Source organism: Companilactobacillus insicii, from assembly GCF_003946015.1.
Taxonomy (GTDB): Bacteria; Bacillota; Bacilli; order Lactobacillales; family Lactobacillaceae; genus Companilactobacillus; species Companilactobacillus insicii.
Genome location: NZ_RHNU01000008.1, coordinates 36,159 through 59,197, shown reverse-complemented (window position 1 = coordinate 59,197; position 23,039 = coordinate 36,159). Strand labels below are relative to the sequence as shown.

Below are 23,039 nucleotides of genomic sequence, written 5' to 3'. Positions count from 1 at the left end.
ATATAATTACACCTAAATAGAAATCAAACACTTGTCAGAGCATATTTGGGAAGTCTTCACGTACAACAATTAGAAATGATACCTATTATATGAAGAAACATGCCAAAAATCGTAAGTAACTTAATTATCACCTATTAATTTATCAATCTTTTTACGAGTCTCATGCATAGCCTTAGCAAACTCATTAAGCTCTTCATCTGTCTTCAAATTATCTTTATTAATCTCATATTCATTTAAGATATAAGACTTATATTTTTCAGACACTTTTGCCCTAGATAAATGAATTTTTTTAGAAATTTCTTGATAATTTAAACCTTTATCACGGTATTTCTTTACCTCTTGCCCCTTAGATATAGCCTCATTTTTCAATCTTTCTTTGTGTTCTGACAATGTTTCCAGCTTGTCTGTAAACTTAACTCTAGATTTAGTGCCTTGGGTTAAAGTATAGAAATATAACATCTCTAAATCGTACGCTTCCGCTCTTGCCTTAGTAATATGTAGTGTCTTCACTATTTTATTTAAGGTCATCAACTTTAAATTAACACGATTCTTATCAACATAAGACACTGCCTCACGTAATAACTCTTCATTATCGCTGTTAAAGTAACCATTCTTGATAAGAGACTTATATTTATCAATTACTTGAACATTGTCTTTTAACGACATAGTAGTCAGAACTATCTTATAGTAACTTAAAGTAAGGTCTTCATAATTTGAAAATGTCTTATTCACGTACGATTGAACAATAAATTGCTCATATTTCTTAAGGTCTTCAAGTAACGAGTCATAGAATATTAACTTATCTATATCATTATCTGAAGACTTTAGTCTTGCAATCTTGTGATTTGTATTGAAATCTACTTTACGATTTAGCAATGCTTTACGACGATAAAAAGACTCTTCTTTTCTTAATAAAGCTATCATCTTCCAACCCTTATAAATGGCATATTGGTCAACAATATCGTCAGCTAACTTCACCTTAAGTGCGTCTAAATATTGCTTAAAAACACGCAATACATTAATCATATTAACCTCTTCATGCGACTTAGCAAGGTTATCAGTTATCTTCTTAACTTCACGTTTTAGCTTATTTAATGTCTTCTTATCTAAGTTACTGAAGTCTTCTAGATTGATACTTATTAAAACTAACAGCTCATTCTGCATGTCTTCACAGCCATATTCATTCAAACCTAGTGCTGCTACACCTAGATTTTTAAATAATTCTGCATCGTCATAATATTCATTCTCAAAAAACTCATATATATTCAACCTGATATGAGAGTTTAAGAGCTCTATTATTGCTGATTCTTTATCATTTAATACTTGATGTAATTCATACTTATGAAGAGCTTTAACAGCCGTCTTACACTTAGAAGTCTTGTCTTCATCAATAAATAAATCTGAAATTTTTTGGAAGAACTCTTCATCGTATTCATCAGTAGTAATGATGTCTTCATACTTAAATTTCATCGTCATCACCACCTAGAAACAAGCTTCTTGGCACAGTCTTCTTAACACGCTCTAGCCTTTTAAGTGCTACTTTTATGTACTTTTCTTCCATTTCACATGCTATAAAATGGCGGGACATATAATAAGAAGACACCTCAATCGATGCACTTCCTGAAAATGTATCCAAGATAATGTCATCAAGTCTTGTATATTTTCTAATCAATTCGTTAATAAGTCGGACTGGTTTAGGGTCTGGGTGCTTATTCTTTTTACCCTGCTTGTCTTCAACAGGTACTTTATCTAACGCAAACATCTTCAATTCACTGGCTGTTTGCCACTCTTCATTATTAAAAGATGGGTCAAAATCACCTAAGTAATATCTATCGCTTTTACTGGTGTTATAGTTGTTATATGCAATCAATAGAAACTCAAATTGACGCACTGTATCAATGTTTTCACGAGGGTTGGTCTTACCCCAATCAATGATATCAACTACTGTAAAATTGTGGTCTTTATCATGAAAATTTTCTACAAAAGGTTTAATAACTCTCCTTACATTAGACTCAGTGTTGAATATCATTACAAGACCATCCTGCTTTATCTTAGGCAACACAGAGTTTAGCCAGCTCTCAAGGTCAAATCCCTTATCCCAGTCAACGCCTAAGATATTGATGTTGTATGGTGGGTCAGTTAATAGAACATCAATCGAACAGTCTTCTAACTTAGTAAGCAATTGCTCATATTTCATATGTTGAATGTTATCTATTAAATCAGATGGAATTGAAGACATAATTACACACTCTCTTTATCGTATTTATCATAATTATATCAAAACAATTTTGTCCGCAAGGGTGTACATTTTCATGGTCTTCATAACTTACTCATATAAAAAAGGTCACCTACTACTTGAAGTAAGTGACCTCTTGTCTTCTAATTCATCTTAGTGACCATCATACATTGACTTGTTGAATATACTACTTTGGCTTTGACTGTTAACTTTTTGACTAACAGCAACCTTTTGACTCTTATATATTAACAATATTCGTAATGATTTTTTGACATTTATTATCAATTTTCAAAAACTTTTTTCAAGTTAATAAATCATGCTAATTTACTTAGATATTGATGCTGTGGTCTTCATTAGTGATATGAAAACCGTAATGAGGGTTCTTCGAGCTTATTCAAGCTCTTCAATATCCTGAATATAATTACACATGATGAAGTTTGAAATGCTTGTTATAGCAGTCTTGAGCCTCCTTCAGATAGTTATGATTTAAGGTATCGTACTCATGTTAATGAAGACAATTACCAACCTAAGGTAATCAGCATTTCAGTCATGCAGCATTCACTCTTTCTGTCTTCACTGTTAACAAATAAGAGTCACCTACTTAAAGTAAGCAACTCTTGTCATGCATATCTTGTCTTCTTGCTTAATCATCGTCTACCTAACGTGTCATACCTCTACTTGATACACTACTTTGCTTTAACTGTTTGCTTTTTGACTAACAGCAACCTTTTGACTCTTATATAATAGCTGATTTTGAAATGGATTATTGAGAGTTATTATCAATTTCCTAAAATAATTTTAGTTGACAGATTAATACTAATAAATTGAATATAGATAAAGTTGGATTCGTAATGAGCATCGTCTTCAGCAATCTTCGAAGTTGTGTGAAGTCTTGTCTTTGCTGAATATAATTACACCTAATCATGATTCAAAACATCGTCAGGTAGGTTCTTCGAGTTAGTTCGAATATCATCTTTTAAGTTATGAATAAGAACATTAAGCTAAATCCTCAACAAGAATATCAAGTATCTCTTCTCCAGAATCAAATTGCTCAAACTTTAGGTTTAATACGGATTTAGGATAATAATTATTCTTTCCCCAGGAACACCCTAAACCAATTATTGCGGAATGAGACCTTAATACATAATTATAATCACTAAAGTAACTTATGGTATTACCGACTAATCTAACTTTTCCCTGGATTAGCAAATCACCTAGACATCCAATAACTTGTAATTTTCTAGGAGTATTACCATCATTTTTTATTTTTACATGATGTTCCTTGAAGTTCAATTTATTCTTTTTACAATCATAATAAAATCGACTTGTGTCCCTATTATAATAATCTAACCCACATAAATGCATAAAATTAGTCTTCTTACAAACCAAAGAGATTGTCTTGTTTTTAGTAACATAGGTAACCCGCTTATTTAAAAAATTTCTGTCATAAATATCACAAGCCTTAACAAGGTTACCTTTATACCTATTTAGCATTTCAATATCAGATGTGGTTGCATCGTGCATACCGTCATCTTTACGTCGTCTCATGCAATAATTCCTTTCGTACTGAATGTAATTCCTTAACTAACAACTATACACTATATAAAATAAAACAAAATAAAAAAGAGCTGTCAGTAATTAAACTGACGGCTCTTTTAGCAGATTTAGTTGTGGTCCCAGCGACCGATACGCCCGTACGTCGTACATTTATGTCTGGTTTAATTGTGGTCCCAGCGACCGATAGGCCCGTATGTCCTACATTTATGTCTGGTTTTATAGATGTCTGCCACATCTTGTTTACAAGTACATTATACAGAGGGGGGGGGTAAACTTCAAGAATCTTATAGAATATAATCTATATTTTATAATCTATAATTTATAAAATATATTCTATATAAGCTATTTCACTACATACAAAAAGTGCCTACCCTTATGGATAGACACCCCTTGGTCTATGTTAATTAAAGTACGTTGATACTAATATTACTTCACTGAATCATCTGCACCAAAGTTTACAATCTTCATAACTTAAGATACATCTTATAGAAAAAGGACTGAATGTTTATCCAGTCCTCTTGTTACTTAATTACTTAGAGTTACTAGTTAATCCAAGTATTCAAGCCTTGGTCAATGTAACTTTGGATAGGTTCATCCATATCAGTTGCATATAATGCGTATCCTACAGCTTTACCTTGCTTATCATATACTAACGCTGACTTTGGTAAAACTCCATTAGCCCAAATTGTATTTACAAAATGTGGATTCTCACCATCTACATATTGTGGGTCAATTTGTCCATAGATAAAGTTAGTTGCATCAGCTTTTGATTTGAAAATGTGGTCTGATACAAAGTAGTTACCACTTAGAGTGACTCATGGTGTTACCTTTAATCGAGCCTCAATGTCAGATGTTGTTAAGCCTACATCACTGGCTAAAGCTGAATTGTATTGGTCTGCATTCCATTCAATATCAGCACTACCCTTACCTGCAAAGTCTTGTAAGGCGAAGAATTGACCGTTGGCTAATTCTACTACACTTAGACCAGTTGCTGAGAAGTTGTTACCTAACATATTCTTGTTATGTTCGTCATGGTTCTTCCATTGGTTGAATGCAGTGTCAGCAATGGTATCAACATCTGCTCTATTACTTACAACTAAATACCAACAAAATAAAAAGAGCTGAATTGTTTTCCAACTCTCTACTTACTGTTATTAACGTACTACCCACTTCTTTTTTTCATTAGGTAATGCTCTAAAATTATCATCCAAAATGGAGTATCTTTTTATACTTTCAGCAGACTTGGGAGTAATCTTAGCAATCTTAAAATTTTCAAGTATACTTTCCTTGACTGAATCCATCAAGTTATTAATTCTTACTTCTTCCGTCATGAAACTCACTCCTCTCCACATGTCTATACTATATTATCAAACTGCTTCTTTTTCAATATTTAAATCTTCTGAACTTAATAACTTATGAAATTTTTGAGTTATTATCTTATAATCTACAGTTCCTTCAATTATTATCAAAAATAATCTATGTTTCCCCTCTTTAGTAGTCGCTATTTTTATACAGTAACTTCTATTTAATTTATCATTGGCATCTCCCTTATACTCAGTAATACCAACTGTAGAATCATCGAGGAATTCTGCCAATACTATCGCCTTTAGAATATTTATCCGCTTTTTACTATACGGAAACAAATCAATTAACCCTCTAAGTTTATCTATATTACCAATTAAATTTCTCTGTAAATAATCAAAAATACTACCAAATAATACAATATCATCTTTTCCAATAGGTTCATTTAACCCTTTAATAATATCCTTAGACACACTTCCTAAACAGGTAATCATTACTTCAACTAAATTATTGTGATACCGACCTGCATGAAAACTTCTTTTAAATGTCCTTAAAACCTTTTTATTCAAAATATATTGGGATTGTATTATAGCATTTACATCTTTATTTGGGTCAATGTAGCCATTTACATATTTCAAATTAACAACTAAATTTTTCATATCTCTACTTGTACTGAAAGAATAATCATAAGAATGAACACCTATAATATTTGGTTCATATCTACAAAATGATTTGAATACCATGGAATATTGCTTATTTATTTCATACTCTGAAATTTGATTGTAACTTCCAAATAATTTCTTGGAATCATCTTCAACCATACTACTTACATTCATTAATTGTGTACCCTGATAATCTATATACATGAATAATCCTGCAATAATTAACATCGAAATTGCAATCAAACCATTAAAATAAACAGTAAGAATTTTCCCATCTTTATTCGGAAAATACATTGAAAATATTCCCATCTTTATTCGGAAAATACATTGAAAATATTCCCCATAAAAAAGAAACTACCGCTAACCCATACCCTATATTTCTAGATGTGCCATGATACTTAAAGATATTATTCTCTCTATCAGCTATAAAAGGCATATCCATAACATACTTTTTATACAAATGGCTATCACTTATCAATAACCACAATATAGCAATAATTAGAGCGATTGAACTGACCCATTTACTTACAGTTTCATTTGCAAATATCGCAATGCTATGCCCAAAAGATACCCATAAAAGTAATGAAACTAATCCTATAAATGATAGTGATACCCAAAAAATTCTCCAACGTATTTGATGCCACCAATTACTTATATAAGATATCAAAACTAATTTATGTCCTTTGTAGCTCTGTTTCTTATCTTCCATTTCCCTAAACCTTACATATATTTAATTAATACCCTATATGTATAGTTTATCACACCCATAAATCACTAGATACAGTCTTCATAGGACAATTTCACTCCTTAAACTATTTCACCCCATACAAAAAGTGCCTACCCTTATGGATAGACACCTTTGTTGGTCTATGTTAGTTATAGTACGTTGAAACTTACATCATCAGTTACTTCATATAATCCAAAGTTTACAATCTAAAACAAGTATAATACGTTGTTTCTCAATAAGTGTAGGCTCAAAATTATATCCGATGTTTATAATCTATAACACTTAAAATACATAAGAAAAGACTTGACGTTTATCAAGTCTTCCCTGCTAATAATTACCTAGAGTTACTATTTAATCCACGTACTGATACCTTGTGATGTGTATGAATCGATTGGTTCGTCCATGTTGTTTGAGAACAAGCCCCAACCAACTGCGTTTCCTTGCTTGTCATATACTTGGAATGAACCATTAATACCGTTGCTACCACCTACAGAATCCCAGATACTTCCTTCTAGTGGGTCTGGATTATCAAATGATGATGCAATGAATGAGTCGTAATCACCTTTTGTCTTGAAGATATGGTCTGATACATAATAGTTACCTGTTAAAGTAATATCATTTTGTGGTGCTTGATTTGCGATATCTTCAGCTGTCAATCCAAATTGGTCGGCTGTTGTAGTATTAAATTGGTCTGCATTCCAATCTACTCCGTTTTGAGCATTACCACCAAAGTCTTGAAGTAGTAAGAATTGACCGTTGTCTAATTGGACTACACTTACACCAATGTCAGTCAGTGAACTATCTAGTAAGGCTCTATTATGGTCAGGTGAATTCTTCCATTGGTTCATAGCGTTTTGAGCAATGGTATCTACGTCCGCTCCGTTGGTTACAGCTAAGTTTTCAGCCATGTTAGTTGAACCGTATTGTTGTAGATGTGGTTCATCTGCAAAGCCATCATGGCTGGAATCGTCAATATTACCAGATGCGTTTACTACCTTAGATACAGTAGTAGCACGGGATACTGAACCTGCAGATAAGTTGCTGTCTACGTTTAGGGCTTTTAAACCGTTTTGTTGACGATATGCATTTACTAGTTCAATTACCTTACTTGCAACAGCTGATGTATCTACTGTAGCTTGTGGGGCGTCTGTTGTATATGTGAATGTTAAGACTTTGTCACCACTTACAGAATCAATTGTTTGAGTGTCAGCACCCTTTAGAGTGTAATCACTAACTTTAACAGCTTCAGCTTTGTAGGCTGTACCGTTATCAACCTTTTCTGACTTGGCAGTGGCGATATCTTTACCAGATTCGTCTACATACTTAGTAGTGATGGTTGATTGTTGGACTGGTTCAGCGTTCTTTGTGTAGGTGAATGTTAGAACTTTGTTTCCACTTACAGAATCAATTGTTTGAGTATCAGAACCTTTTAGGGTGTAACCATCAAGTTCTTTAGCCTTAGCAGTATATGATGTACCATTTTCAATGCTTTCTTTAGTAGAGTCCAGTACCTTACCATCTTCATCTACATAGTTTACAGTGATTTCTGACTTAGTAACTTCTGGGTCAGCGTTCTTTGTGTAGGTAAATGTTACTTCATTACCAGCTTTATCTACAGTTACATCTTTAGCTGACTCGCCTTTTACAGTGTAGCCCTCAATTTTCTCAGCAGTTATAGTTTTAGTAGAACCCACCTTTTCACTTGTTGTTGAATCAGCGTGTAGAGTTTTACCAGACTCATCTTGATAATGAACAGTTACATTTGCAGTGTCTTCTGCTGGTGTAGTGTCTTTAGCTTTGTATGTAAATGTAATTACATTATTAGCACTATCCTTGTCTACTGTTACTGACTTAGTTTTATCATCATTCAATGTGAAATCATCAATTTCAGGTGCATCTTCACTTACAGTTGAGCCGACTTTTTGGTCGGTTAGTGTCTTAGATGCTTTAATTGTTTGACCAGCTTCATCCACATAATTTACAGTTACATCAGCTTTGTCAGTCACGGGTGTAGTGTCATTAGTCTTATATTTGAATGTGATTGAGTTATCACCATCTTTAGTAACTGTAACTGACTTAGTTTTATCATCATCCAATGTAAAGCCAGTAATCTCAGGTGCATCTTCACTTACAGTTGAGCCAATCTCTTGTCCTGGTAGAACCTTGGCAGTTGTAATTGGAGTACCTTTTTCATTTACATAGTTTACAGTTACATCCTTCTTAGTGATATTTTCTGTATATGTAAATGTAACAACATTGTTTTCTGTACCACTGACGTTAATTGTTTGAGATGCGTCACCTTTGATGGTATATCCGTTAATATCTAAAGCCTTTACAGTGTATGGCTCTCCGATTTTAGCACGAACTGTCTCAAAGCCATGGACACCCACGCCTTTATCATCATTATACAAAATGGTTATAATACGGTAGTCCACGGCTTGTTCATCTGTTAAGTATGTGAAAGTAATTTCATTATTACCCTTATTAACTTTAATTGTTTGATGTAAAGTTCCTACCGTATAACCGTCAATTTCTTTTGCGTAAGCATCATATTCTGAACCAACTTTAGCCTTAGGAGTTGAGTCAGCTGAAATTGTTTTACCATCTGAATCTACGTAATGGATTGTAATTGTAGCGTTATCAGTTGTGGTTGAACCGCCACCATTGTGACTGCCCGAATTACCGCTATTTGAACCACTGCCACCATTATTTGTGTCCGTGTCTGGTGTAGTAGTTGTTGTTTCTTCATCGGGTGCATTCTTAATATAAGTTTTTTCTGAACGGCTATTTTCTAATGTTAAGTTAGCATTTGAACCCTTAACCCATTCGTTAGTTGAAACACGATAATATGTAATGCCATTTACGACGACCTTAGTATCAGTCTTCCAATCAGAGTTACCAGAAAGTGCTCTATTCGTGATTAATTTTGCTCCAGATAATGGGTCTGAATACAATTGTGCGTATTGAACATTTCCAACATGAACAACACCTGTCAAACTTTGTTTTGAAGTCTCATCAGCCAAATCCATTTCCTTAGCGTTAGCGTATTCATTACCACCTACTAAAAGGTATGTTTCTCCATCCACACCCTTTACTGCTTTGGCAGTCTTCCAATCAGTCCCATTTTGTAGACCTCTGTTAGCCTTATGAATACTGTCTTTAGTAACACTATTCCAAAGTTGAACTGAACTACTTGTAGTCGAATTAGCAGTAGCTACATTGTTTACAGCTGATGCATCAACAGTCTTTTGAGCTAATGCAGTTGCACTGAATAATGTAACGAATGTTAAACCTACGGTTAACCAACCTTTCTTTGAATGTACTAACTTAACCTTGTATACCTTGTCCTCAAGTGCTTTATTTAGGCGCTTCTTTTTAAAATCCATCTCTTCTTCTAACCCCTTTATGTTTGTAAATTAATTTGAACAATTTAAATTAATTCTCTTTAAATCTACAATCCTCCTATTTTTTTGAATAACCGTAATATGACTTAAACGAACGTCACGGACATACAAAAAAAGAGTTGATAAAACTGATGTAAAGTCAGTAATATCAACTCTTAAGGTAAGTTATTTTTTTATATTTAGACACTGCCTTAATCGTTCGTTTAAGGCATGTAATACAATTTATTTCATGAATTAAGTATAAATCAACTGCTTAGACAAATGAAGTCCCTTTCTCGAATGTTCGAGATAATTTCCTTCTTTTAGCAATTCTGTACACCGTCCTCTCTGAAACATCGCACTTTAAAGCAACCTGTTTCACAGTCAAATCAGGGTTTCTGTAATAGCGTTCAACCTTATCTTGAATTTTTTCATCTAAAAATGGTCGACCTAAAGTTTTGCCATCCAACTTCGCCTGTCTTAAAGCTTCTTTAGTACGTGTCCTTAAAGTATTTACTTCGAACTCACTGAACATCGCTAAAAGTTGCATCATAAGTATACCGGTTGGACTGCTTGTATCAATATTCTCCGTTACCGATTTGAAAGCTATGTTATTAGATTTTAAGTCTTCCAAAATATTTAACAATGAAGACATCTTTCTTGAAACTCTGTCCAACTTAACTACAACAAAGGTCACCTCATAACCTTCCTTAGCTTTCTTCTTACATTGTCTTATTGCCTTCTTGAACTCTGGTCTATCATCTTTACGACCGCTCATCTTTTCAGAATATATCGTATCTACTTTATTATCTTTAAGTATTCTACCTTGAGCTTCATAACCAAGTTTTTGCCTGTCCTCAATAGTCGATACCCTCACATAACCAATTGAAATTTTCTTGTTGCTACTATCTACTACATTCATCAATAACACCCTTCCTATACATAAAATGTTTATTATATTGTTATTGATTAAATGTCAGTATTCATATTGTTTCATGTGATATATATATAACTGCCTGTCATCATGTTGATGACATAGACTTTCTGCTTTAATGATTGCCTTTTAGCTTTAACTGATTGATTCAACAAAAATATGATAACGTCATTTTGTAATGTAATGTGACAATCATTATCAATTTGCAAAACTTTTTTAAACAAATCAAAAAGACACGTCTTGAGCTTTCTTCAAGACGTGTCTTCGCTTTGATATAACTATACTTGATTCAGATTTAAATCATTTCTTCAGCTTTTTTCGAGACATGAATAACCTTATCTACATCAAACTCTTTAGCATACAAAGATTCAATCTCACCCTCAACAGCCTTTATTCTCCAATCAGATTTAAATAATAACCTAGACTTTACCTCAGTTAAAGTCTGTTCAATCTTGCAGTCTTCATAGTTGTATTCAGATATCGTGTCTGCCTCATCCACTTTGATATCTTTCAAATAATACTCTTTAAAAAAACTGTCCGTTACTATGTACAAAACACGTAAATTCACCATCAATATAACCTCACTTATCAATTTATATTGATAACTTACCGTCTTTCGTAGCGTTTCACTAGTCGATATTATCAGCGACAAAAAAAGATGATGCTAATTAAGCATCACCCTTGATATTATTGCTATCTTTAGTATTTTCAACTTTATCAGCAGTAGCGTGATTTTCTTTCCTTTGATTAACCGCCTGCTGTTTCATTAGCTTAATGACCTCATCTGACAATTTATGAAGTTCGCCTATCTTAACGCCGATTTTATTGTCTAGGTCAGTCAACTTAGCATTATCTTTGTTATCTTCATCAACAAATTTTAATGAAGAAAGTACATCTAAATGGCGCTTGAACTCAGTCATTTTAACAAATAATTTATCATCTACAGCAAACCATTTTTTACCACTTTCCGTGTCTATAATAGTTATTCCTGAAATTCTACCATTCTTAACACGAGTAGAAATCCCTTGCAGAAGACCAAGCCTTTTCTCGTTCTTATCATTCCGCAGGTACTTTGATGCAACCTTATCCCTTTCAAGTTGAAACCATAACTCATCAAAAGTAAGACCATGCTCACTTGTCTTCCTACTCAAGATTTTCGGTATACGTTCAATTAGTATCGATGTAGCTGATGTCTTCATACTTAGCACACTCCCTATAATTTTTAAGTTTCTAATATATTAGTTGTGTGTGTTGTACCTCTGTTCTTACTTGTCTTCAATAATTTCTTCATGATTATACAAAGATAAATATCGATACACCGTTTTCCTGCTTATGCTGTAACTTTTGGCTAAGTCTGATACAGACTCTGTTTTCTTACGCAATATCAATTGTTCAATTTGATATTCAGAAAGCTTTTGAGGACGTCCATCTTTAAAAAAAGGATTATGTTCTTTCTGATATTTTTTTCCAGCCTGAGTCCTTTCAACGATTCTTGAGCGTTCCATTTCTGCTATTGCTGAAAAAACGGTAAAAACTAAATGTCCAATATCATTGTCTTCAACACGACCTAGGTCTCCAAACTCCAAGACAACATGCCTATCCCTCATTTGTTGCATAATAGTAAGGCTATCTTGAGTATTTCTTGCTAATCTATCCAACTTATAAATATATATAACATCATCTTTATTAACTTTATTTATCAATTCTGTTAACTTAGCTCTTTTATCTTTAGATTTACCTGACTGTTTTTCCGCAAAAATGTGTTCATTATCAACACCTTTTGATTCAGCCCAATTTACTTGAACATTTAAATCTTGCTCAAAAGTACTGACTCTACAATATGCCCACTTCAATTCAAATCACCTCTAATACTTATTACACTAAGTTTCTAACCACCTTAACTCTGCATAAACAGGCTCTTCAAATGCCTGTATATTAACTTTTAAGTTTCTATACACTTATTAAATGTCCTCCAAATCTGTAACTATGTTTAATCCGTTACCTCCATTATCATCAGGCGGTAACTTATCGTCTTTATACTTAGCAGCAGTATCATATTTGTTCTTGAAATTCTTCTTAACATCCTGTGTATCTAAGAAATTTGTTCTAATTTTGTAAAACCCATTATTCATCTTATGAATCAAAACATTATTAGCTGGTTTTAAATCTGGTGCATTAATAAAGAACAGTCCCTGTCTAGTTTGTTCTTCATTCTTCATGGCATTTGCCAATTCTTGTGTGTTGTCGATACTATTTGAAACATTTGCAGGTGCATATCCTATAAATTTTGTTCCAAGTGCATCGTAAACCTTTCCTAATGCGTTTTTTGCAAAATTTTGGGTGATAATCATTAATGTAGCACCTCTGCTTATGTGTTCTTGGGCTATTTTCACACACAGTCTCTCAATTTCATTTTTGAGTTTGACCTTCTTATCATCAATATCAATGTATTCTGAATCAGCACGGCTCAAAAGATTAGCATATTCGTCCACTACTATTAACATTTTGCTTAGTTGATGGTCTTTATTAACCTCATTAAACTGTTTGATATTAATCACACCATTTTTAATAAACTGATTTTTACGCCCAGTACAAATTTCATCTACCTTTGTTAACATTTTATAAACTTCAAGAGGTGTACCCGAAATATACATTCCAGCTTTGTCCCAACGTAAAGCTGAATAGTCTTCATCCTTCACAGTTCCAATAAATACATCATTATACATTAAACTTCCATTATCATTTTTCATGCTTAGAATCGAAGTTATCATCATAGTAGCTAATGTACTTTTACCTGACCTAGATAGCCCTCCGACGAGAGTCGCTGGGAAATCATTTTTTGGTAACTTTAGTATTACCTCACCCATATCGCCATTTCCTATATCCAGTTCATTCTTAGTAGCATTGTTGATGACACTTTGAGTGGTCAACTTTCTACCCGAATAATTGTTTTTTAGCTGAAATACTAAATTTAAGGACCCTTTATCACTAAGTTCTTCTACAGTAGTTTCAACCCTAACCCTCTTACTTATACTTGGTAAATTGGTCTTAACGTTATTTATAGTAGTATCTTCATTCAAAATACAGCGAATCATAAGTGCATTATCAGTTTCGATAATACTGTTCTTATTTAAGTTCCAGATGCTTAATCCGTATTCAATACCTTTTTTATCTATGAATTTGATGATTTCTACAGCCTTTTTACTTCTCACAATATTCATTATTTCTTGGTTGTATTCATCGTCTTCTTTCATAAGTTCTTCTAATCTCTTAGTGCTTTTATAGTTCTTAATATTTTCCCAATCATTGCCTAGGTTATTATCAATCAACAGTTTGATATATGAATCTTCATCAACATTAATCAGATAGTCTAAATCGATGTAAATGAACTTAGAATCTAATTTTGGTATCACATAGTTTGCTTTACAATATACCTCATCAAAGTCACTAATGATAGATAAAACATTGTAATTATAAAAGCCCAAATTCAATACCATACAACCACCATAAATTTGATTAATATATGTTTCCTCATCTTTAAAAATGACGTGTCTTCTTATTTCAATATCGCTGATTGTAGAGAATACCTGACTTAATAAATAAAATACGTTTAATTCATTATCAGATGTATCTAACCTATTAATATATTCAGCCGTCTCTTCCACCCATTTATAGTTAAAAAATTTTAAAACTATTGGCAATAAAACCAATTGGATAATTAAACTAAGAATCTTTAATTTATGCCATAAATAAAGTTCAACAACTAAAGTAACACCAGTAATTATCAGCAGTGTGAGGTTACTGATTCTCCTATTATTTTTAAAATTAGATAGCCTTCTTTTTAGGCTAAAGTACGTAATAGCGCTATCCACAACTAATCTATGAGCAATTTTATATAGATAATATTTAGTATTAAATCCCTGCATCACTATCACCTACCTTTGTTGGGTATAGTGAGGATAAATGTTGCTCTTTCAACAACTTAGATTTTTTATATTCCGCCAGAATATCTTCATAAATTTCCTCGTCATTTATGGACTTGAGTTTTTTCAACGCACCCACAAATTTATCAACATCTTCATCTTCAAGTGACAGTGCACCCTTACCTGAGACTAAATAACTGGATAGATATTTTGCGTTTTGTCTTTGTTTAATAACAATTGATAAAATCCTGTTGTTTTTTAAAACATCTGACAACATATCGTAACAATACTCACGTTCATTAAAGTTTGTAACTACCACTGGACAAAAATTATGTTTAATTGCATCTTCAACTCTACTCTTAACGTTATTATCAAAAAGAATAATCTTGACCCTTAGAAGTAAATGCCTATCTTCATTAATTTTATAGGCTAGGTATGTTGATAACGAGAAATCTTTATCGATATCAATACTAGTTGTAAATAGTCCACGCTGTCTTAAATACCACATAACATAACCTATAGTCATTCCGTTCATAATTCTATCAATATCTAATGTAGAACCCTTTTTATAAAAAACTCTTGGTGCTCTTCCAGCAGTAATACCAGTCAAATAAGAAGAACTTACTAAACTACTTTTAACTAGTGACCTAGTTTTATTATTAGCATTTACAGCTAAAATATCGGTAATTGATTTTACAGTCATTCCTCCCGTTTGAATTAATAGCTTCACAATCTCATCACTTGAAACTGCCCTATGTACATCTTTACCATATTGATACTTTCTCATAGTACCAACCTCCTCTTAAATGTTTTTTGTAAGGGGGTTCGGCTATTTGTTTCACTAGTTATCTACGATTTTGAATCTCAACCTGAAGATTATTAAGTTGATAGAAACAAATTGCTAACACCTTACGTACACGTCTATAACAAGGTTTCAACAAGTTTCTTGTTTCAGTAAGCAAAAAAAAGAAGACTGAATTAACAGTCTTCCTAAATCGTTATTTTATCAGATATCCTCTTCTTCAATCGAAGTTAAATCATTGTAATCAACTAAAATCTCTTCTTCAGCATCTATATAAGCTAAAACATCTTTACCATCTACAAATGAGGAATATAAATGGTCATTTCCATCATCTGTGTTAAATCTCTTGGCAAATTTTAAAGCTATATCCTTACTTAGGGTCCAGCCCAAAGCATCTTCTAAATTCGATGACTTGCTACTTACCCCCCTCCAAATTTTAATTATTGAACCCAACTCTTTAGAATGAAGTTTATTCAAATCTTCAGCATTATTCTTTGTCTCTAAGAATAGTTTTTTAAAATCAAAGTCAGCAAAATGGTATTCAGAATGTTGATACGCTGAAAGAGCGACTTTTCTCTTGCCTTCATCTTCAACTTTATTACTAATGAGTAACAACCTTAAAATCATTATTTTATACGCTTTGTCGGTAGTATTAACAACTTGTAGCGGATTCATTTGTTTAATCATTCTGTCGTTAAATTGCTTTATATATGAATCAATTACCTTGAAATCATCTTTAATATAAACTAATTGAATGAGAGTTAACGAGTCTATATCAAATAAAACAAATGCATAAAATCCATTTGAAACAAACAAATAATCATCCAATTGTTTTTTACTTAGATAATTTAAAAGTTGTTCGCAATCATAATATCCAGCATTAAAAAGGTCAAAATTATTGTCTGACCTAACATAATCAAAGTATTTTTTATCGACTTTTTTTGCATTGACTAGACCATTTTCTAAGAGAATTTGCTCTTGTATATCATCAAGTTCTGTCATTAGTTAATTACCTCTTAAGTAGCATAAACGTTAAGAAAATTATATATCAAGAGCGGTTAATAATGTGTCATTATTAACCGCTAGTTTTATCATCATTTAAATATTTTTCCTGAAATGTGGAAAAAATGATAATAGTCTATGGTCATTACGAATTTTTTTCTATATTCTTTGTCTTGTAAACTAATCGATTAGTAAACAATACACACAATAATTTTAAGGATGGTTAATTTAATGACAGAAACAAACAACAAAGAAACACGTACCATTAAAGGTATCAAAATAACACTTACAGAGCGCTCAGCATCTTCGTGGTTAACGTACCATCGTTTTAAGGACGAATATGGTGAATTGAAACCCCAACAGTCAAAGACATTTGGTAAAAAATCCAACGCTAAGAATATAAATGATGCATTTAAGCAAGCGTACAAATGGATTACTGAAGAACAAGAAAAAATCGACAGCGGGTTCGTTGCCGACGGAAATGAGATAACCCTAGGTGAATACATTGAGACCGAATGGAATCCCAACAGACCTGCGACTGCGACATACGACCGTTACCACTCACAACTAAATATGAAAGCCTTTGATAAAATTAAGAAGATGAAGATAAGTGCTATCAATTTAAAAGCCGTTAAAGAATTATTTGAAGTTATATCAAAGACTAAATCAGATAGAAAGCCTTACAAGACGCCTTCTAGAGGCTCGCTTGAAAATTATAAGAAGGCATTATCAAACGTCTTCAAAAGTGCTATGGCTAACAATGTTGTAGATTCAAATCCAACGCTAAGCCTAGAAATAAAACGTTTAGTTGACCAAAAACACCTTATTGAAGAGTCGAAAAGCAGACTTGAAAATCGTAATGCATTTAGTAAGGAAGATATGAAAATCATTTTGAATCACTTGAAAAAAGTAGATTATCAAATGTACGTTGTTGCTAAGATTATGGTCTTGACGGGTTTGAGAACTCAGGAGGTTGATGCATTAGATATCAATAAGAGCATCGATTTTGAGAATAATTGTTTCATAATCTACCAAGCGGCAACTTATGTGGCTGGAAGAGGAACCACCTTAAAACAAACTAAAACAGATACTCCTCGTAAAGTTTATTTCAATGACAGTGTAGCCAACTTACTTCATGACCAAATCAACAGGAAGATGACAGAGCTTAAATCATTAATGAGTAAAGATGAAATCAGCAAGGAAGACAACATTTTCTTAGTAAGCTCCCATCGTGAATACCCAAATCGTTTGTACCAAACTCAATGGCTATCAAAGCAGTTTACTAAATACATATCCGACTTAAAAGTTAAGCAATATCAGTTATATAGTTGCCGTCATACTTACGCTACATGGCAACTTGAGGCAGGTAGCCCTGCGGAGGCAATCGCGCAAAATATGGGTCATGACATCAAGACATTTTACAAGTATTATGTGCATGACCTAGATGATGCAAAAAGAAAATTAGGTCAAAAAGACTTACTTAACGAAGCAATTTAGACATCATTCATGTCATCATTGAGACTTTTACATTAAAAAAGAGCATTCAACCACAAAATTGAATGCTCTTTTTCTACCTAAAATATCTCGTAAAAACACTATAAAAGATTCGAATTACCTTTCAAAATAGTCAAAAATGTCATCATTTATGTCATCATTGCCCTTTTACGTTCGAATGTTAAGCAAACAAAAAGCCCACAACCTCAAGGGTCATAGGCTCCTATAGAACAGGTAAATAATAGTGCGGGTAAGAAGATTCGAACTTCCACGGAGATAATTCTCCACAAGATCCTTAGTCTTGCGCGTCTGCCAATTCCGCCATACCCGCATTCCTGACGTACAAGTAACATTTTACAATTCATTAAAATCAATTACAAGTAGATGTTCGATAAATCTTACTTAAACATTAATATTTTTTATAAACTTTAACTTCCCATGACATTTTCCACATACATATCGACTGGTATTAATTTTTCTAACACGTTGATAAATCGTATGACACTTAACGCACTCATACATATGAATTCTCTTGTGCTTATTTGCATTATTAAGAGGTGGAGCATATCTTAGTCCACCAACTTGTTTTAGCAGTAGCTTGAATTCTTGATTTTTATGCTGTGAAGGCATCCCTGCATTATACAAATGATAGTGACATAGTTCATGCTTTATAACCCCTACTAGCCTATCCATACCATATACCTGATATATCTTAGGATTGATATCGATATGCCGGTCATTCAAATGAAACCTTCCACCAGTTGTGCGCAAACGACTATTAAAGACAGCACTATGAACAAAAGGTTTCCCAAAATTTTCTTGGGAAACCTTTTTAATCAAGATTGTCAATTCTTCATTCGTCATTAAATCTGTGTCATCTTTTGAATATATTTTGAAAATTTATCCATATTCTCATCTTGAACTTGTTCAGCATCATTGAACTTCTTACGATCGATTGTCTGATCTTCATTAATGCTGTCTGTCATTTCTTGACAAGCTTCAACGTATTTTTTGAATGAACTAACCAATGACATATGTGTCCCCATGAATCTAGCTGGTGCTTTAGCCTTCTCTAACTTGCTTAAAATATCAGCATAAGTATCAGTACCTGATTTGAAATCATGCATGATCTTTGTATATTCAACGGCATCGATCTTTTCTACTTGATCACGATCCAATGCCTTGCGCAACTTATCGAATTCTGGATTTAACTTATCTTGTTCATCTTGAATAGTTTGAACAGAATTATTGATTAAATTACCGTAGATCATTGCTTTCTTTTGTGTTTGATTCATAGTTACTCTTCCTCTTCTTTCAAAGTCTTTTCAGTATATATATCTCTTTCAATAGTAAACCTTGGACGATGTTTTACTTCACTAAATATCTTACCAACATATTCACCAATAACACTAATACAAATCAATTGAACACCACCAAGTGCCCAAATCGAAATCATCATTGATGACCATCCTGATACAACATGTCCATTAATCTTCTGTACCAAAGTATAAATTAATAAGAAAATACTAATTAAAACAATGAAGAAACCTAATCCCATAATCATTTTAATAGGAACAATAGAAAATGACGTAATACCATCCATTGCAAACTTGATCATTTTGCGTAGCGGATATTTAGATTCTCCTGCAAATCGTTCTTTTCTAGCATAATACACTTTGTCTGATTTAAAACCAACTAATGGGACAATTCCTCTTAAGAACAAATTAGTCTCTTTATAACTCAGCAATACCTCACAAGCACGTTTGCTCATTAGACGAAAATCTGCTGAATCAGGAACTAACCTAACTCCAAGCCAACCCATACACTTATAAAACAGCTCGGCTGTATTACGCTTAAAAGCACTATCGGTATCACGATTATTACGCACACCATAAATAACTTCAGAACCGGCAATAAACGAGTCGACCATTTTAGGAATAGCATTAACATCATCTTGAAGATCGGCATCAATCGTAACTACTGCATCCGAATCCTTAGAAGCCGACGTAACACCTGCCAATAATGCTCCCTGATGTCCAAAATTACGACTCAGCTTCACACCACTGACAACTGTATTCTCCTTTGAAAATTGATCGATCAAACTCCAAGTCTTATCCTTACTTCCATCATCAACAAAAACTATTTTACTATTAGCTGAAATCTTATCAGCCTTGATTAAATTAGTCACTATTCTTGTTAATTCTTTAGTCGTCTCATGGAGTACCTCTTCTTCATTATAACAAGGCACAACAATACTTAGTTTAAACATTGCGTGAATGACTCCCCCTCCATTTTTGACTTATCATTTTAACAAAATTATACAATCCTACACTTCCAAGGATAGCAATCACCGGAATGAATTCTAGACGATACCTTCCTTGTACCTCAATTAATAGTTGTACAACCGCATAAGCCATTAATGGTAATAATAACAAATAAATATTATTACTGAATTTTTGTTTGAATAATAGTAGTGAACCAAGCCATGAGAATATGATCAAAATGACCGTACCCATATATGCCGTCATCCTCATTAACGACGTTGCTCTAGCTGAATGTATTTTATCAAATCCAGTAAAATCAGCTGCCGTAGAGTTTTGGGCCCAAAGAGTGCTATTTTTACTCCAAAGCAAACTCAACCATTTATGATTGCTATTCAAATAATTAATATTCTCACGAATTACACTATACTCTTTTTTGCTCATAGTATTTCTAGTGTCCTTTAGATCGAATCGATCAACCATAGCTTGATCATAGACACCTCTAGAATTATAATCCAAACCAATTACGAACTTCCATTCAGAATCACGATTGGACAGGCCATACTCATTTAATCCGGATGACTTGATAGCCATACCAGCGCCACTAAAAATAACAAAATAAATTAACAATGTTAGTAACAGTTTCCAAACAGCATCTAAATGCAACTTATTGTTACTAATAAATAAATACATAACGGCGAACACTACAATACCTGCAATGACGACTGGTCCAATAGGACGAATGATACTTCCTAGTCCCAAGGTTAATCCAGCAAGCCCAAATGACCAATATTTATTTAACATAATCAAATAAAATGTAACTAAGAATAATAGCATCCCTAAATATTGATTATTTGTTTGGCTATTCAATGCAAACCAATCTAAATCAATCATTAATAACAAAACAGATAAACGAGCCATTTTGATATTATCAAATATCTTAACTACCAAGTTATACATTACTACCAAAATTAAGACTTGGTATAAAACATTCAATAGTTGAATTGCAATAATGTGATGACCGAATATTTTGACCACGGCCATTACATAAACCAAAAATCCTGTCTGATAGGCCCATTTAGCAAAATAATCATTATCCATCTGATAGATACTCTTGCCGCTTAAAGCCCTTGGCGTATTGTGCCAGAAAGCTCTAAAATCACTGTATTGAGTCTGTGGCAATAATTTGATCCAAATAATTGCCACGATTGCGAAAATAGTAATCAAACTAAATAAAACTATTTTATTTTTAACAGGATTCTCATCCGATATTCTTATTAAAACTAGTGCTGCCAATAATACTAATATAAGGGCACAAATAAGAACCAGTACGTTGAATACTGGTTCATAAGTTAAATAATTCTTACCAAAATAAATCACCATCTGTACGAATACTACTGATGTGAATATAGCAACACAAATTAATACAATTTTACTGATAACACTCTGAAATTTGTTAAGCATAGTTCCCTCTTCTATCGTTCCCTCTAACTACAATTAAATTGCAGTTTCATCAGTATGAATGTGTGTTGCCACATATTCACCTAACTTTTTAATACATTCCTCAATATTCTCCATGCTTGAAGCGTAACTGAAGCGAATGTGACCTTCTCCACCAATACCAAAATAACTACCTGGCAAAATAGCAAGATGTTCTTGTTCAAGAATATCAAAACATAACTTGACGTCATCTTGTTCCAATCCATCGGGAATCTTACCAAACAAGTAAAAGGCTCCATCGGGATCTGGACATTCAAATCCGAGTTGCTCCAATCCTGCTGCTAATACATCACGTCTACGACAATACTCATTACGCATGGCTACTGGATCATTAAGACCGTTTTTATAAGCTTCTAATGCGGCAGCTTGAGTAATTGATGTAATTGATGTAGTTGCTAATTCATGGATCTTGTTGATCTGAGAAATAATCTCAGATGGTCCACAGACAACTCCGAATCTCCAACCAGTCATTGCGTGAGATTTAGACAATCCATTCAGCAATAATGTTTGCTCAGGTAAGAAATTAGCGAAGGACTCATGCTTAAAATTATAAGTCAATTCACTATAAATTTCGTCACTTAATACAAAGACATCATACTTTCTTAATACATCTGCAAGTTCAATCAACTCATCACGCGTATAACTAACACCTGTTGGATTACTTGGATAATTGAATAAGAAAATCTTTATTTTTGGATGTGTAAGCATAATTTGATTTAACACATCTGGTGTAACTTTAAATCCAGTTTTAGAAGTATCGATATAAACTGGTGTTGATTTATTAAAGTTTGCATCAGGACCATAGATAGTAAATGAAGGTGATGGAATCAGCACTTCATCTCCTGGTTGCAAAATTGCATTGAAGGCGGAAAATACCCCTTCAGTCACACCTGTTGTAGCAATAATTTCAGATTCTGGATCATAGTTTAAATTGTATTTGGTATGTAAGTAGCTTGCAACAGCATTCAATAGCTCATGGTCACCTTCTGGAACGGTGTAATGAGTTTTATTATCTTCGATGGCCTTAATTGCAGCCAATTTAATGTGATCCGGCGTAGGAAAACTAGGCTCACCGATAGTCATGTTAACAACATCAGGAATTGCCTTAGCACGGGCATTAAACTTAAAGATATCTTGTTGCTTGATGGCCACTACTTCTGGTTTCATTAAGGATAAAATATTTTTCTTCATGTTTAAACACCTCTTTCGGCATATTTTATCATATCTCAACTTGTTAAAAAAATAGACATTCAAAA

21 protein-coding genes and 1 tRNA gene are annotated in these 23,039 nt (G+C 33.1%); 1 reads left to right on the top strand and 21 read right to left on the bottom strand.

Features of this window, described 5'->3' with window-relative positions; genetic code table 11:
- Positions 1-120 precede the first annotated feature (120 nt).
- The 15 genes from EKM79_RS03980 to EKM79_RS03915 form a co-directional block, all read right to left on the bottom strand.
- Complete coding sequence (locus EKM79_RS03980) at positions 121-1,470, bottom strand: hypothetical protein (protein WP_125566116.1); 1,350 nt, start codon at positions 1,468-1,470, stop codon at positions 121-123.
- Positions 1,460-2,239 carry a DNA-methyltransferase gene (locus EKM79_RS03975; RefSeq protein WP_125566114.1) on the bottom strand — a complete coding sequence of 260 codons (780 nt, stop codon included), beginning with the start codon at positions 2,237-2,239 and terminating at the stop codon, positions 1,460-1,462. The genes EKM79_RS03980 and EKM79_RS03975 overlap by 11 nt, the downstream gene beginning before the upstream one ends.
- Positions 2,240-3,232: 993 nt before the next feature.
- Positions 3,233-3,784 (bottom strand): PBECR4 domain-containing protein, encoded by a 552-nt coding sequence (locus EKM79_RS03970; protein ID WP_125566112.1) that lies wholly within the window; start codon positions 3,782-3,784, stop codon positions 3,233-3,235.
- A gap of 824 nt (positions 3,785-4,608) precedes the next feature.
- Positions 4,609-4,920: a CAP domain-containing protein gene (locus EKM79_RS03965; RefSeq protein ID WP_125566110.1), complete on the bottom strand. Its 312-nt coding sequence runs from the start codon at positions 4,918-4,920 to the stop codon at positions 4,609-4,611.
- 27 nt (positions 4,921-4,947) lie between these two features.
- A complete protein-coding gene (locus tag EKM79_RS12190) occupies positions 4,948-5,124 on the bottom strand; it encodes a hypothetical protein (protein WP_164505996.1) in 177 nt (58 codons plus the stop codon).
- Between the two features lie 36 nt (positions 5,125-5,160).
- Positions 5,161-6,066, bottom strand: a complete 906-nt coding sequence (locus EKM79_RS03960; RefSeq protein WP_125566107.1) for a hypothetical protein — start codon at positions 6,064-6,066, stop codon at positions 5,161-5,163.
- Positions 6,035-6,466 carry a hypothetical protein gene (locus EKM79_RS03955; protein ID WP_125566105.1) on the bottom strand — a complete coding sequence of 144 codons (432 nt, stop codon included), beginning with the start codon at positions 6,464-6,466 and terminating at the stop codon, positions 6,035-6,037. Before EKM79_RS03955 ends, EKM79_RS03960 begins: the two co-directional genes overlap by 32 nt.
- A gap of 365 nt (positions 6,467-6,831) precedes the next feature.
- Positions 6,832-9,870 carry a MucBP domain-containing protein gene (locus tag EKM79_RS03950; protein ID WP_125566103.1) on the bottom strand — a complete coding sequence of 1,013 codons (3,039 nt, stop codon included), beginning with the start codon at positions 9,868-9,870 and terminating at the stop codon, positions 6,832-6,834.
- Positions 9,871-10,141: 271 nt separating this feature from the next.
- On the bottom strand, positions 10,142-10,744 hold the full coding sequence (locus tag EKM79_RS03945; protein ID WP_211331266.1) for a recombinase family protein: 603 nt from the start codon (positions 10,742-10,744) through the stop codon (positions 10,142-10,144).
- Positions 10,745-11,096: 352 nt separating this feature from the next.
- On the bottom strand, positions 11,097-11,372 hold the full coding sequence (locus EKM79_RS03940; RefSeq protein ID WP_125566099.1) for a hypothetical protein: 276 nt from the start codon (positions 11,370-11,372) through the stop codon (positions 11,097-11,099).
- 97 nt (positions 11,373-11,469) lie between these two features.
- The gene (locus EKM79_RS03935) at positions 11,470-12,000 is read right to left on the bottom strand and encodes a hypothetical protein (protein WP_125566097.1); all 531 of its coding nucleotides are present in this window, start codon (positions 11,998-12,000) and stop codon (positions 11,470-11,472) included.
- A gap of 66 nt (positions 12,001-12,066) precedes the next feature.
- On the bottom strand, positions 12,067-12,654 hold the full coding sequence (locus EKM79_RS03930) for a recombinase family protein (RefSeq protein ID WP_125566096.1): 588 nt from the start codon (positions 12,652-12,654) through the stop codon (positions 12,067-12,069).
- A 108-nt stretch (positions 12,655-12,762) separates the two neighbouring features.
- Positions 12,763-14,466, bottom strand: a complete 1,704-nt coding sequence (locus EKM79_RS03925) for a hypothetical protein (RefSeq protein WP_125566094.1) — start codon at positions 14,464-14,466, stop codon at positions 12,763-12,765.
- A 247-nt stretch (positions 14,467-14,713) separates the two neighbouring features.
- Positions 14,714-15,511 (bottom strand): hypothetical protein, encoded by a 798-nt coding sequence (locus EKM79_RS03920; protein WP_125566092.1) that lies wholly within the window; start codon positions 15,509-15,511, stop codon positions 14,714-14,716.
- A 219-nt stretch (positions 15,512-15,730) separates the two neighbouring features.
- Positions 15,731-16,528, bottom strand: coding sequence for a hypothetical protein (locus EKM79_RS03915; RefSeq protein ID WP_125566090.1), 798 nt, complete (start codon positions 16,526-16,528; stop codon positions 15,731-15,733).
- Between the two features lie 231 nt (positions 16,529-16,759).
- Here EKM79_RS03915 and EKM79_RS03910 point away from each other — a divergent pair, with 231 nt between their 5' ends.
- Entirely contained in the window at positions 16,760-18,025 is a 1,266-nt protein-coding gene (locus EKM79_RS03910) for a tyrosine-type recombinase/integrase (RefSeq protein ID WP_164505994.1), read from the top strand.
- 242 nt (positions 18,026-18,267) lie between these two features.
- Here EKM79_RS03910 and EKM79_RS03905 read toward each other — a convergent pair.
- The 6 genes from EKM79_RS03905 to EKM79_RS03880 all read right to left on the bottom strand — a co-directional run bounded on the left by EKM79_RS03905 (position 18,268) and on the right by EKM79_RS03880 (position 22,974).
- Positions 18,268-18,353, bottom strand: a tRNA-Leu gene (locus EKM79_RS03905).
- Positions 18,354-18,424: 71 nt separating this feature from the next.
- A complete protein-coding gene (locus tag EKM79_RS03900; protein WP_125566086.1) occupies positions 18,425-18,886 on the bottom strand; it encodes a SprT family protein in 462 nt (153 codons plus the stop codon).
- On the bottom strand, positions 18,886-19,317 hold the full coding sequence (locus EKM79_RS03895; RefSeq protein WP_125566084.1) for a hypothetical protein: 432 nt from the start codon (positions 19,315-19,317) through the stop codon (positions 18,886-18,888). Before EKM79_RS03895 ends, EKM79_RS03900 begins: the two co-directional genes overlap by 1 nt.
- Before the next feature lie 2 nt (positions 19,318-19,319).
- A complete protein-coding gene (locus EKM79_RS03890; RefSeq protein WP_125566082.1) occupies positions 19,320-20,291 on the bottom strand; it encodes a glycosyltransferase family 2 protein in 972 nt (323 codons plus the stop codon).
- Entirely contained in the window at positions 20,284-21,747 is a 1,464-nt protein-coding gene (locus EKM79_RS03885; protein ID WP_125566080.1) for a glycosyltransferase family 39 protein, read from the bottom strand. Before EKM79_RS03885 ends, EKM79_RS03890 begins: the two co-directional genes overlap by 8 nt.
- A gap of 33 nt (positions 21,748-21,780) precedes the next feature.
- On the bottom strand, positions 21,781-22,974 hold the full coding sequence (locus tag EKM79_RS03880; protein WP_125566078.1) for an aminotransferase class I/II-fold pyridoxal phosphate-dependent enzyme: 1,194 nt from the start codon (positions 22,972-22,974) through the stop codon (positions 21,781-21,783).
- Between the last annotated feature and the right edge of the window lie 65 nt (positions 22,975-23,039).